The sequence below is a fragment of the Parapedobacter defluvii genome (genome assembly GCF_014642075.1).
GTDB classification, from domain to species: domain Bacteria; phylum Bacteroidota; class Bacteroidia; order Sphingobacteriales; family Sphingobacteriaceae; genus Parapedobacter; species Parapedobacter defluvii.
The window spans coordinates 563782-576343 of record NZ_BMIK01000001.1 but is presented as its reverse complement, the minus strand read 5'-3'; the positions used below and the strand labels follow the sequence as shown (position 1 = coordinate 576343).

At 44.9% G+C, this 12562-nt stretch carries 13 protein-coding genes; 8 read left to right on the top strand and 5 right to left on the bottom strand.

Annotated features, from left to right (window positions below; all coding sequences use genetic code 11):
- Nucleotides 1-34: 34 nt before the first annotated feature.
- Nucleotides 35-1027: a Gfo/Idh/MocA family protein gene (locus tag IEX60_RS02245; protein WP_229717365.1), complete on the bottom strand. Its 993-nt coding sequence runs from the start codon at nucleotides 1025-1027 to the stop codon at nucleotides 35-37.
- 196 nt (nucleotides 1028-1223) lie between these two features.
- Nucleotides 1224-2303, bottom strand: coding sequence for a LacI family DNA-binding transcriptional regulator (locus IEX60_RS02240; protein WP_229717364.1), 1080 nt, complete (start codon nucleotides 2301-2303; stop codon nucleotides 1224-1226).
- 111 nt (nucleotides 2304-2414) lie between these two features.
- On the opposite strand from IEX60_RS02240, the gene IEX60_RS24800 reads away from it, so the two are divergent.
- On the top strand, nucleotides 2415-2873 hold the full coding sequence (locus IEX60_RS24800) for a transposase family protein (RefSeq protein ID WP_229717363.1): 459 nt from the start codon (nucleotides 2415-2417) through the stop codon (nucleotides 2871-2873).
- 30 nt (nucleotides 2874-2903) lie between these two features.
- Nucleotides 2904-3383, top strand: coding sequence for a free L-methionine (R)-S-oxide reductase MsrC (msrC, locus tag IEX60_RS02230; RefSeq protein WP_188746922.1), 480 nt, complete (start codon nucleotides 2904-2906; stop codon nucleotides 3381-3383).
- On the opposite strand, the gene IEX60_RS02225 is transcribed toward msrC, so the two are convergent.
- From IEX60_RS02225 to IEX60_RS02215, 3 genes are read right to left on the bottom strand one after another with little or no spacing between them, the layout of a single operon-like run.
- Nucleotides 3366-5195, bottom strand: coding sequence for an ABC transporter ATP-binding protein (locus IEX60_RS02225; protein WP_188746920.1), 1830 nt, complete (start codon nucleotides 5193-5195; stop codon nucleotides 3366-3368). The genes msrC and IEX60_RS02225 overlap by 18 nt on opposite strands.
- A gap of 55 nt (nucleotides 5196-5250) precedes the next feature.
- Nucleotides 5251-5790 carry a hypothetical protein gene (locus IEX60_RS02220; protein ID WP_188746918.1) on the bottom strand — a complete coding sequence of 180 codons (540 nt, stop codon included), beginning with the start codon at nucleotides 5788-5790 and terminating at the stop codon, nucleotides 5251-5253.
- Nucleotides 5791-5802: 12 nt separating this feature from the next.
- Nucleotides 5803-6582 carry an SAM hydrolase/SAM-dependent halogenase family protein gene (locus tag IEX60_RS02215; RefSeq protein ID WP_188747592.1) on the bottom strand — a complete coding sequence of 260 codons (780 nt, stop codon included), beginning with the start codon at nucleotides 6580-6582 and terminating at the stop codon, nucleotides 5803-5805.
- Nucleotides 6583-6815: 233 nt separating this feature from the next.
- Between IEX60_RS02215 and IEX60_RS02210 the strand changes: the two genes are divergently transcribed.
- The 6 genes from IEX60_RS02210 to hisB all read left to right on the top strand — a co-directional run bounded on the left by IEX60_RS02210 (nucleotide 6816) and on the right by hisB (nucleotide 12525).
- Nucleotides 6816-7784: a PhoH family protein gene (locus tag IEX60_RS02210; protein ID WP_188746916.1), complete on the top strand. Its 969-nt coding sequence runs from the start codon at nucleotides 6816-6818 to the stop codon at nucleotides 7782-7784.
- Between the two features lie 62 nt (nucleotides 7785-7846).
- Nucleotides 7847-8809, top strand: coding sequence for a phosphoribosylaminoimidazolesuccinocarboxamide synthase (locus IEX60_RS02205; protein WP_188746913.1), 963 nt, complete (start codon nucleotides 7847-7849; stop codon nucleotides 8807-8809).
- 81 nt (nucleotides 8810-8890) lie between these two features.
- On the top strand, nucleotides 8891-9328 hold the full coding sequence (locus IEX60_RS02200) for an STAS domain-containing protein (protein WP_229717362.1): 438 nt from the start codon (nucleotides 8891-8893) through the stop codon (nucleotides 9326-9328).
- Entirely contained in the window at nucleotides 9325-10236 is a 912-nt protein-coding gene (locus IEX60_RS02195; RefSeq protein ID WP_188746911.1) for a ribonuclease Z, read from the top strand. The genes IEX60_RS02200 and IEX60_RS02195 overlap by 4 nt, the downstream gene beginning before the upstream one ends.
- 25 nt (nucleotides 10237-10261) lie before the next feature.
- Complete coding sequence (hisC, locus tag IEX60_RS02190) at nucleotides 10262-11326, top strand: histidinol-phosphate transaminase (RefSeq protein ID WP_188746909.1); 1065 nt, start codon at nucleotides 10262-10264, stop codon at nucleotides 11324-11326.
- A 59-nt stretch (nucleotides 11327-11385) separates the two neighbouring features.
- Nucleotides 11386-12525, top strand: a complete 1140-nt coding sequence (gene hisB / locus IEX60_RS02185) for a bifunctional histidinol-phosphatase/imidazoleglycerol-phosphate dehydratase HisB (RefSeq protein ID WP_188746908.1) — start codon at nucleotides 11386-11388, stop codon at nucleotides 12523-12525.
- Nucleotides 12526-12562: the final 37 nt, after the last annotated feature.

The window sequence follows — 12562 nt, the reverse complement described above, 5'->3', positions numbered from 1 at the left end:
CGATCATTTAGTTAATAAAAGAGTAATGTATCACTTAACCAACCTCCGCTAATGCCACCTTAGCACCGCCGCGCGACTTACTGATATCGGCCGCAGCCATAAACCGATAGATTTCTAAGGTTTCTTGAGTGTCTACCGGCGACTTCCCGGTATCGAAAAACTGGATGATCTTGGTTAGTAATGTATCGTAACCGTTATACGGTCCCAAAGTCAGATCGCCCTTCTCTCCATACGCTGTACCACCGTACGTGTGCTTGCCCGTACGTGTACCGCGGAAGGTACCTATACGGCCATCTGACCAGGTTCCCACCACCACATCTGTCCCTTCGGTATAGATACGTATTACATCCTTGCACCCTACCCCCATTAACGCAATGAGAGACTCTACACCATGAATTCCGTACCAGAAAAGATCGGGATGATGCGGTTCCAATGCTGCCGGGCTATAGGTGTCTGCCCCTAAAATTTTACCGATTTTACCGTTGATGGCATCCTGAATGGTGTCCATATACCGCAGCGACGAGGCAGAGAAAACAGGTACCTGTTTTTGGGCTGCCAGTGCATAGATTTTTTGGACATCTGTGAAGGATGCCGCCACAGGCTTATCGATAAAAATAGGTTTCCCTGCCTCAATAACCTCTTTGGCCTGCATGAGCCGCGGATTGCCGTCGTTGGTCTCTAACAGTACATAGTCAACCTCGGCCATCAAAGCAGGGATTGATTCCACGATCTTCACCCCGTACGGCTGAATGTCTTTAATGTAACCCGGAATACGGCTCGTACTGACTTCAATTGTACTCCCATATGGATATGCAGCTGTAACCCGGTAGCCGGAAGTGCTCAATGCGCTGGAAGGGTCGTTTAAGCCCTTAGTAAATGCCAAGCTGTGCGATGTATCCAACCCGATGATTCCCACGCGCTTTAGCGGTGACAGTATGTGCTTACCAACAGCCTCAACTGCAGGAAATCCCATTCCTATTCCTGCAGCAGCGCAGGTAACATTTGCAATGAATTTTCTTCTATCCATGTCATTTTTTATAAATCAAAACTTGCCAACACCATTACGGGTACGTACCCGAAACTATAAAATCCAAATGAGTAGCCGTCAACTACCTATGCTATCTTCCTAAAACCTCAGATTTATTGCTAAATTCACAAATGGTAACGTACCCGCTAAGTAACTGAATAGATTTTAAATTTGCAAAATTTTTATAAATCAGCGGTTAATTTTTATAAAATTCGAAATTTTCTTTGGTAATAATGTCAATCGGCATATACTGTTCCTTCGCTATTTTCTTATCCGCCACTACGTGTTGGAATAACGACATTACACCCAAATATCCCTGCTCTTCGGGCTTTTGGCCAATCAGGAAATCGATGGTTCCATCTTTTAGGTACTCGATGTTTTCTTCCGATAAATCATATCCGATCAAGATGCGATGTTGCCGTGCAGTATTGCGAAGGTATTTTGCAACACTCTTTACCCTTGAGTTGGTTACAAAAAAAGCATCTATATCGGTATGCTCTTTCAAGAATGTGTCAAGCGCATCCTGTATCGCTTCATCTGTTGTATTGGTAATATCAATCTTCTCAACCCTGATAGGGGCTTCGGGAGTGTTGGTGTTTTCCATGTATTGGCGAAACCCTTCTTCCTTTCGGAGCAAATGATGATACGCATCGATTTCCTTCGATATATTAACAATCAGCACTTTTCCCTGCTTTAATCCGAAGCGGATGAGCTGCCCGGCCTGATAGCCACTCTGATACAAATGGGGGCCGATATAGGTCAGGCTATCCCGGTTTGGCACGTCAGAATTGATAAATACGTATGGAATCTGTCTATCGGCACAGGCCGAAGCGAAGCTGGCCGCTTCTTCGATAAACGAAGGAGCCATAACGACACCGTCGTAGCTGCCTTTGAGCATATCATTCACATATTTGACAAACGTACTTTTATCGTTGAGATCAAATAAATACCGATCCAAGAAGACACCGTATTGCTTGATCTCTTGATAGGCCCGCTCGATTCCGTCTAACGATGCCTTCCAATAATCGGTTTCCCTTGCATCGGGAATTAAAACAGCAAAACGATTGGTCTTCTTCGAAGCGAGACGGCTAGCTAAAATATTGGGTTGAAACCCTATTTCCTGAATGATTTCATTGATTTTCTGTCGAGTCGTTTCCGAAACGCCTTTCCGATTATGGATAACACGATCCACAGTAGCAATTGAAACGTTCGCTCTTCTCGCTATTTCTTTTACGCCAGAAAGACGGCCTGCCATTTGTTCATTTCTCAAACTCATAATTGGTGTCAAAAATAGTTGATTTGTGGAATTTCCGAAATTTGCGAATAATGCTTGCAGGGGTAAACGCATCAAAAATGTTAGGAAGTTAGGAATTAGTATTTGCAGGACATGGGATTAATCGTTTTCCTGTGCAGAAAAAGAAGATGCGACCCGCGTGTAGAACGGACCGAAGAGCACCTTTTGACGGATATCGTTTTCATTACCATACCGGCAGTTATCTGCGGATGTGAGACATGGGAGGACATAAGGTCCTATGGCCATTTCGGGAAGGATATGGATACGAACGGAAGCTGGGGGACAGTTATTTTTCATCCCCTCTATATCCAATGGGCATTCATTAGATATCCAGTATCAATGAAGTATGAAGAATCTGGGTTACTACTGAATAACTACTGGACAAATACTGTATATCTAATGCATAACTACCAGACAAAGACTGTAGAAAGCTTGTTGGATAAGAAGCCCATTAGAAAAAGTTCTCAGGATTTTCTGTTACCTACCCAATTGCAGTGCTCTTTCCGGCGTGAGATGCGCATACGCAATTCCAAAAACTTCATGTACATTTGATTTCTAATCATTGGAGTGGATTGTAAGAAAATGGCAGAAGAACTTTACATTGCCCAGGGCACCAAAGAAATGCAGTATCAGGCATTGCTACCTCAACTAGATACATTGATTGCCGGAGAAGATAATCTGATTGCCAACATGGCCAATATATCCGCAGTACTTAAGGCTCAGTTCGATTTCTTTTGGGTAGGTTTTTACCTGGTTAACACCGATGAGCTTGTTCTTGGCCCCTTCCAAGGCCCATTAGCCTGTACCCGTATCAGAAAGGGCAAAGGCGTATGCGGCCAGGCGTGGGCCCAGCGGAAAACATGTACTGTACCGGATGTGGACGCCTTCCCCGGCCATATCGCTTGCAGTTCGGTATCCAAATCGGAAATTGTCGTGCCTATATTTAAGCAAAGCGAAGTGATTGCTGTATTGGATGTGGACAGTGAATACCTGAACTACTTTGATGCAGTGGATGTACATTACCTTCAAGAAGTTACCCGGTTACTAACGCGCGGTATCTAATTGGAGTTTGTACAAATGGTGGTATAGCCCGTCTCCCTGATCCATCAACTCGTCATGGGTACCGGAAGCCACCACCTGCCCGCATTCGACCACCACGATTTGGTTGGCTTCGCGAATGGTAGAAAGCCGGTGAGCGATGATAATAGATGTGCGATTCTTCATCAACTCTTCCAGCGCTTGTTGTACCTGACGTTCGGATTCGGAATCCAGTGAAGAAGTTGCTTCGTCAAGAATTAAAATAGCAGGATCTTTAAGCAGGGCCCGTGCAATGGCGATGCGCTGGCGTTGCCCGCCCGACAATTTGACACCGCGTTCACCTACCACGGTATCGTACCCTTCAGGAAAATCCATGATAAAGTTATGGGCATTGGCCCGCTTGGCCGCCGTAATAATTTCTTCTGCATCGGCTGAAAGCCGGCCATAAGCGATGTTTTCCCGAATGGTACCTCCAAAAAGCAATACGTCCTGAGGTACGATGGCAACCTGACTGCGAATATCCGTCAACGGGTAACTGCTGGCCTCACGGCCATCAAACAGAATACGGCCACTATCCGGCTTATAAAATTGCAGTACCAATGCAGCAATGGTTGATTTGCCTGTACCGCTTGGACCCACGATTGCAATTTTATCACCGGCCGGCGCGGCAAAAGACACATTTTTCAGCACGGTGATTTCCGGACGGGAAGGATACGCAAATGTAACATTATCAAACGCGATACTGCCTTTGATGGGATAGGAAATAACTTTTTCTTCCTGCAACAATCCCACATCTTCTTGTTGCTCATCCAGTATTTCAATGACACGTTCACTCGCGCCAATTGCCTTTTGGATATTTGCATATAGCTCGGGGAAAGTACCCATAGAGCCTGCTACGAATATAGAGTATAGGATATAGGTAGTCAAATCCCCTACGGAAATGTCGCCAGCGGAAACCAGCGACGACCCATACCAAATGACAGCAACCACAGCGCCGAAGAGACAGAAGATGATAAATGAAGCAAAGACACCACGATACGTTGCGCCCTTGACAGCAATTTTAACAACCGCGTCGAGTGTACGGGAATAACGAGATGCTTCATAGGCTTCATTGACAAACGCCTTCACATTACTGATACCCTGCAACGTTTCTTGGACTACGGTGTTGGACTCAGCGAGTTTATCCTGCGCTTTGCGCGAAAGTTTCCGGATAAACCTACCAAAAATCACTGCAACCACTACCAATACGGGTAGGATACTGAGATTGAGCAGGGTGAGTTTTGAAGATACAATGAACAGCCAACACACACCACCAATTAGCAAAATAACCTGCCGGATGATTTCTGCCAATGTGGTGGTCATTGTATCCTGTATCTGAGCCAAATCTGCAGATAAGCGGCTATTCAATTCACCCACCCTACGGTTGGCAAAAAAATCAAGTGGAAATGTGATAAGTTTGTAATAGGAATCCCTGCGGATGTCAGCCAGCGACTTTTCGGCAACTTCTACAAAAAGACGAATCCGGAAGAAGGAAACGGCGGACTGGATAAAAAGGATAACGAAAGAAATGGCTCCGATGGTATGGATATCCACAGCAAGCCATTCATACTTCACTTTACCCTGTGCGGCATCGATCATAGCCCCCAAAAGTGCAGGGAAGGTCAGCGCAGTCAGGCTAGACAAGAACAAAAACACCATTCCGACGATAAACTTCACCCGATACGGCCGAAGATATCCCAGCAATTTGGCAGCTTTCCGAAGTGTTGTTTTTGTAAGTTTCGGTTTGGGCAGGTCCTCCGATGGCTTATCCCCGCTATTTAACCGTTGTCTTGCCATGTCCTATAATTAAAAACTATAGGCGCAAAAGTAATGACAATAACCGGGGCACATATCACGCCTTCGTCAATTTTTGGCGTTTCATAACAAAAAAGACCCCGGCGCCCAATATCACCAAACCGAAAAATATCACTAACCCCTGATAAAAATGGTTTGCCTTTTCTAACGCATTGATCTCGTTGGTCATTCTTTCGTGTTCGCGTTGCAGTTTGCTGATGGTCCTGATATATCCGTTAATGCGCCCATCAAATTCCGAAGCCCTTTCGGCGATCTGCGACTTCTCAAAATCCTTATAATCCAGCAGGGCTTTGGTTTCCTGAAATATGTCGTTATCAGTAAGGACAATCTGCTTCAGGATATCGATAGACGACTGCATATCCTTTTTGGTCTTTAGTCCGAAAATGCCGGTGCGCTTTTGAAGGCTTTCATTAAATTGTCCAAATCGTTGGCTGCGTTCAGTCAACAGCTTATTGACTTTTTGGCGCTGATTTTCATAGCCGGTCGTGTCTGACGTTTCCTGAGCAAACGAAAACGACACACAACTTAACAAAAAAAATAATACGATGTAAATGCAGTTAAACTGATAAGGTCGCATGATAAAAAACCATTATTTTTTGAATTCCACCCGGATGATGTCTCCTTTGTTGAGCCCCAATAGCCCACTGGCATTTCCTTTGTTTATCGCAATCTCTAAATAGTTGGTGATGCCAAAGAGACAAAGCTTTTCACCTTCGGGCACCTCGTTATAATGCCAGCTCATCTGATCGATTGTCTCATTGCGCCGGAAATACAATACAAAGTTACGGCCGCGCTGTACCTTGTTAAATAGTTCTTTGCTGATATTGCTAATCACATTACCAAATGAATCCACAAATACGACACTGCCGCGTAAGCTATCCTTTTCGACCACCGGTTGTACCAGTGTCCGGTCTACTACACCGTCTACCGGATCTCCTATATCCGTCAATTTGCCTCCCTTGGCAAGGTGGCATGCCGCCTTGGCAAAAATATCGGTCAGTGGGAAATGTAAATATTTTAAATCCTGGATGATGTTAATTTCTACGGCTTCTGCTGGAGGGCCGTCCAATATCAGTGAAAACAGACCGTTATCCGTACCGATGAAATAGTGATTGTTGTATTGTAAAGCAAGATACCGGGTGTTTTGGTTAAACACGGAATCAATACCGATGAGATGAACCGTTTTGGGCGGGAAATAAGGATACGCGTTTTTTACCACAAACGCTGCATACTGAATATCAAAAGGAGGAATCTCGTGGGATACATCAACCAGTTGCACAGCGGGAAATTGGCTGATAATACTGCCTTTTAATGCTGCTTGATAAAAATCTTTATGTCCTAAATCTGTTGTTAAGGTAATAATACCCATACCCGCCTCGATTGCAATGGATGCAAACTTAGATAAAGTTGCCATCATATCCAATTATTCAACTTTGCGGGAAAAGCAGATTTTTTATTTAGCCAATACGAATCGTAATTTATCGCTATCTTTGAAAGCTGCGAGACGACAGTCGTATGACAGCCCATACAGAAAGCTGTATCATAAAAAAGGCAAGAAACATTAAAATTAAATAGTTGACAGTCAATAGTGAAAGATCGAATTTGAACGAATTAAATCTTACGTTAGAATATGTGAATCCTGCGGTGCTGTGGGGCGCACACAATGAGCATTTCGAATTGTTTAAAAGACAGTTTCCAAAATTAAAAATCGTGGCTCGCGGCAATGAAGTAAAAGTATTGGGGGATGAACAGGAAATTTCGGTATTCAAATCGTCTTTCGATCGGATAGTTGCACATGTTGAACAATACAACAATTTAACTGCCAATGATGTAGAGAACATTTTGGACATAAAAACATCCAATGGTGTACCCGCTAAAAAGGCAGAAAAGACAGAGGCAACCCCTTCCGGGGGTGGAGAGCCAATTGTTTTCGGCCCTAATGGCATCGTTGTAAAGGCACGTACACCGAATCAGCGGCGGATGGTGGAAAGCATCCTGAAAAACGATATTTTGTTTGCAATCGGTCCGGCTGGAACGGGTAAGACCTATACCGCTGTTGCGCTCGCTGTGCGAGCGCTGCGGAACAAGGAGGTGAGGCGCATTATATTGACCCGGCCCGCGGTGGAAGCCGGAGAAAATCTAGGTTTTTTACCGGGGGATCTTAAAGAAAAAGTAGATCCATATTTACGCCCCCTGTATGATGCACTTGACGACATGATTCCCGCGGAAAAACTAAAAGTATTTTTGGAGAACCGTACCATAGAAGTTGCGCCTTTAGCTTTTATGCGGGGGCGCACACTTGACAACTGTTTTGTTATTTTGGATGAGGCTCAAAATGCCACTGACATGCAGATGAAGATGTTTCTGACAAGAATGGGGCCCACTGCCAAATTCATCGTAACGGGAGACGTTACGCAGATTGACTTACCCAAAAAACAGCAGTCCGGTTTACAAACTGCACTAAAACTTCTGGATGGAATTGAGGGTATTGACATGATTTATCTAAGTGGCGGAGATGTGGTGCGGCACAAATTGGTAAGAAGAATACTGGAAGCATACGGGGATATATAAATTGAAGTACGAGGTTAGAAGTACGAAGTGAGAGGTGAGCTGATCGCTGAAAGCTAAAAAAAATGAATACAGTAAAAGAAACAAATTTCCATTTCGAAGGTCAGACTGCCTTTTATCGGGGTAAAGTACGGGATGTATATACCATCGCCGATACTTATTTGGCCATGGTCGCCACAGACCGTATCTCCGCATTTGATGTTGTACTTCCTCGGGCTATTCCCTACAAAGGGCAGGTACTCAATCAAATTGCCGCCAAATTTTTAAAGGCGACAGAAGATATCGTACCCAATTGGGTAATAGCCGTACCCGATCCCAGTGTAACGATCGGTCGGCTATGCCAACCCTTTAAAGTGGAGATGGTTGTCCGTGGATACTTAGCTGGACATGCGTGGCGCGAATACCAATCGGGCAAACGCGAAATATGCGGGGAGCCGCTTCCTGATGGACTAAAAGAAAACGACCGTTTGCCCCAGCCCATTATTACTCCGACCACAAAAGCCACCATCGGACACGACGCGGATATTTCACGTGCAGCGATACTGGAACAGGGCATTGTGTCCGAAGCCGACTACCGGCAGCTAGCGGCCTATACCCTCGCGCTGTTCAAACGGGGCACCGACTTAGCTGCCGAAAGAGGCTTGATCTTGGTAGACACCAAATATGAATTTGGCAAAATAGACGACGACATATTTTTGATAGATGAAATCCACACACCGGATTCGTCGCGTTACTTCTATGCGGATACTTATGCGCAACTGCAGGATGAAGGCAAACCTCAACGGCAGTTATCCAAAGAGTTCGTCCGGAAATGGCTGATTGAAAATGGTTTTCAGGGGAAGGAAGGACAAAATATACCAGAAATGACCGATGAGATTGTTTGGTCGATTTCCGAAAGATACATTGAACTCTTTGAGCATATTACGGGTGAGCGTTTCGAGTATCCGGATGATACAGCTGTATTGGAACGGATACAACGTAATACCGTAACGGCTCTTGAAAGGCTCCATCCCGTGAAGACGGGTTAGGCACCGACCACTTATCCGCCAAAGGCAGCGTGGCCACTGTTAGAAACAAGCAAGCAATGAACAACTAAAAAAAATAAACAGATGAAACCTGCGGAAGCCAAAGGCAAACGCAAGCTCCATCACTATTATTTTCGAATGAAATTCACAATTGATAAACACGATAAATATGTCATCATCCAGCCTCACGTAGAAATACTGGACGGTGAATCGGCACCAAAGATTAAGGCAGAATTTCTTTTGCGGAATACCGGTGGCCAACGAAATATCATCCTCGATTTGTCACAGGTAAAAGAAGCGGATTCATCCGGATTACGAACCGGCCTAATGGCACACCGTCTTTGCAAGGCTGCAGGCGGCATATTTATATTAGCCTGTGTAAATCAACAGATCAAAAGCCTTATTTCGGTATGTAATCTGGGCGGTGTATTGACGCTTGCACACAACACCGCCGAGGCTGAAGATCTGATATTTTCGCAGGAACTTGAAAAAGACCTGAAGGGTGCGGTAGAAAAAGAATGAGGTTTGAAGTATTAATATTAGGAAGTAGTTCTGCTACACCGATATATGGCCGTCATCCAACCGCACAGTTGATCAATATCAACGAGCAACTGTATCTGTTGGATTGCGGAGAAGGTACGCAAGTGCAACTCATCAAATACGGAATCCGAAGTAACCGTATCAAACATATTTTTATCAGCCATTTACATGGTGATCATTACCTCGGTTTGATCGGACTTATTTCGTCCATGCATTTAGTAGGCCGTAAAGAGGAACTACATATATATGGGCCACCTGCTTTACAGGAAATAATTGACCTACATTTTCTTCATTCGCAAACCGTATTGCGCTATCCGTTGCTTTTTCATCCGACGCAGGATCAAACCGGTGAGTCAATCTTAGAAAACGAACACATCTTAGTTAGTAGTTTCCCGTTAGACCATCGAATTGCCTGTACGGGATTCCGGTTTGATGAGAAGAAACGAATGCCTACGATTGACCGCACGAAAACGGAGGCGATTGGTATACCTACTGCTTATCTTCCATTGATTAAACGCGGGAATGATTATACGGCTTCCGACGGAACGGTATACCGTTGGCAGGAACTGACCCTCCCCCCTCCTATACCGCGAAGCTATGCGTATTGTTCCGACACCGTTATGACGGAGCGGTACCTTCCTTTTATTCAAGGAGTGGACCTATTATACCATGAGGCAACATTTTTGCATGACATGTTGAATAGAGCCGTGGAGACCTTTCATACCACCGCACGCCAAGCAGGGCAGATTGCAACGAAGGTACAAGCGAGGAAATTACTGATTGGACATTACTCTGCGAGGTACAAGGATCTGAAACCGCTGCTGGAAGAAAGCAAATCCATTTTCCCGAATACCGATTTGGCGTTGGAGGGAAATTGGTATAACGTATAACTATATAATAACTGTAAAATTGGCAATGGCTAATTCGTTTGATTTGACCGGTATATTAAGAGACAACATCCGGAATTTAATCCCTTACTCATCGGCCCGTGATGAGTTTAAAGGAGAAGCATCTGTACTTTTGGACGCCAATGAGAATGCCTACGGCTCTCCATTGGACGGCAATTACAATCGCTATCCCGACCCTTTACAGCAACAACTGAAAGTAAAGTTAAGCGGTATCAAAGGGGTTCCCCCACGGAATATTTTCCTTGGCAATGGCAGCGATGAGGCCATTGATATCCTCTATCGGGCTTTTTGCCGGCCGGGGGTGGATAACGTAATCCTTGTACCACCCACCTATGGAATGTACGAAGTATCCGCCCATATCAACGATGCAGCTGTTAAAAAAGTAAACTTAACGGAAGATTTTCAACTGAACCTGGAGGGTATTGCGGAAGCCATCGATGCCAATACCCGAATTATCTTTTTGTGTTCGCCCAACAACCCAACCGGAAATTCATTGCACCGCGAAGATGTAGAAACCATTTTGGCCAACTTTAAGGGGTTGGTGGTCATTGATGAAGCATATATCAACTACGCACGGCAAAAGACATTTATCCAAGAACTGACGGAGTATAGCAATCTCGTAGTCCTGCAAACCCTTTCCAAAGCTTGGGGACTAGCAGGGTTACGCTTGGGAATGGCCTTTGCGAGTGAGGAAATTATCGAAGTATTCAACAAAATAAAGCCACCCTATAACATTAACCAGGCGACACAGGAACTTGCCTTAAAAGCCCTGGATAATGTGGATAAGGTAAATGAATGGATACGGGAAACGGTGTCCGAACGGGAAAAACTCTCCACCAAATTAAGTTCACTGGCGTTTGTGTTGCGCGTGTATCCGTCTGACGCCAACTTTATACTGGCTAAAACTACCAACCCGCGACAGCTATATGATTATTTAGTCGAAAAAAGTATTATCGTGCGCGACCGTTCCAAAGTGGAATTATGTGAGGGTTGCCTGCGCATTACGGTAGGAACTCCCGACGAAAACAAGTTGCTATTGGAGGCGCTGGACGAATTTGCTTTTGCGCATTAATTTAGCTAAATTTGACCGTTTCAACTCAACCATAAAATTGAGGCAATTAAAAACAATCAATGCCTGACGCGATTAAACGATTACTTTTCATAGACCGGGACGGTACGCTGATTATCGAACCGGAAGACGAGCAGATTGACTCATTTGCTAAATTAAAATTTTATCCCGGTGCCTTGCAGTATCTGCCACGCATTGCCAACGAGCTGGACTTTGAGCTGGTACTCGTATCCAACCAGGATGGATTGGGCACAGATTCGCATCCCGAAGCTAATTTTTGGCCTGTACACCGGTTTATCATCGACACATTTGCCGGCGAGGGTGTCGTATTTGCCGCAGAACATATAGACCGTACATTTCCGCATGAACTTGCACCCACACGCAAACCGGGAACGGCACTGCTGACCTCGTATTTCGATGCTGAGAAATATGACCTCGCCCATTCTTTTGTCATCGGCGATCGTGTCAACGACGTAAAATTGGCGCAGAATTTAGGTGCGAAAGCCATTTGGTTGCGGAATAACGATTCCCTTGGCGCTGCCGAAGCACACGAAATCGACGATGCTGTGGTCGCTTTGGAGACCTCCGATTGGAAGACGATTTACGAGTTTCTCAAACTGGGAGACCGGGTAGGTGAGCACCGCCGCAAAACCAACGAAACCGACATTTATATCCGGTTAAATCTGGACGGTAAAGGAAAGGCGGATATCCATACCGGACTTCCCTTTTTTGATCACATGCTTGATCAAATAGCCCGGCACGGAAGTATTGACCTTACCATACAGGCAACCGGCGATTTGCATATTGATGAACACCACACGATTGAAGATACGGGGATTGCTTTGGGCGAAATTATAGCCAAAACCCTGGGGGATAAACGGGGTATCGAACGCTATGCCTTTACGCTTCCGATGGACGATTGTCTCGCACAGGTTGCCATCGATTTCGGAGGCAGATCCTGGATCGTATGGGATGCAGCATTCAAACGGGAAAAAATAGGTGACATGCCTACAGAAATGTTCTTCCATTTTTTTAAATCCTTTTCGGATGGCGCCCGATGCAACCTGAATATTAAAGCGGAAGGCGAGAACGAACACCATAAGATAGAAGCCATATTCAAAGCATTTGCCAAATCAATCAAAAGGGCGGTAAGAAGGGATGCAGAACGTATGGAGCTTCCGAGTACGAAAGGAATTCTTTGATAAGTACGAGATACGAAGTTAGAAGTTAATAAGTAGA

Coding starts and splice junctions, on each gene's coding strand:
- IEX60_RS24800 (WP_229717363.1), top strand. CDS start 2,415: ATGGGATTAATCGTTTTCCTGTGCAGAAAAAGAAGATGCGACCCGCGT.
- IEX60_RS02195 (WP_188746911.1), top strand. CDS start 9,325: ATGAGGTTTGAAGTATTAATATTAGGAAGTAGTTCTGCTACACCGATA.
- IEX60_RS02245 (WP_229717365.1), bottom strand. CDS start 1,027: ATGGATAGAAGAAAATTCATTGCAAATGTTACCTGCGCTGCTGCAGGA.
- IEX60_RS02220 (WP_188746918.1), bottom strand. CDS start 5,790: ATGCGACCTTATCAGTTTAACTGCATTTACATCGTATTATTTTTTTTG.
- hisC (WP_188746909.1), top strand. CDS start 10,262: ATGGCTAATTCGTTTGATTTGACCGGTATATTAAGAGACAACATCCGG.
- IEX60_RS02240 (WP_229717364.1), bottom strand. CDS start 2,303: ATGAGTTTGAGAAATGAACAAATGGCAGGCCGTCTTTCTGGCGTAAAA.
- hisB (WP_188746908.1), top strand. CDS start 11,386: ATGCCTGACGCGATTAAACGATTACTTTTCATAGACCGGGACGGTACG.
- IEX60_RS02225 (WP_188746920.1), bottom strand. CDS start 5,195: ATGGCAAGACAACGGTTAAATAGCGGGGATAAGCCATCGGAGGACCTG.
- IEX60_RS02200 (WP_229717362.1), top strand. CDS start 8,891: ATGAAACCTGCGGAAGCCAAAGGCAAACGCAAGCTCCATCACTATTAT.
- IEX60_RS02215 (WP_188747592.1), bottom strand. CDS start 6,582: ATGGGTATTATTACCTTAACAACAGATTTAGGACATAAAGATTTTTAT.
- msrC (WP_188746922.1), top strand. CDS start 2,904: ATGGCAGAAGAACTTTACATTGCCCAGGGCACCAAAGAAATGCAGTAT.
- IEX60_RS02205 (WP_188746913.1), top strand. CDS start 7,847: ATGAATACAGTAAAAGAAACAAATTTCCATTTCGAAGGTCAGACTGCC.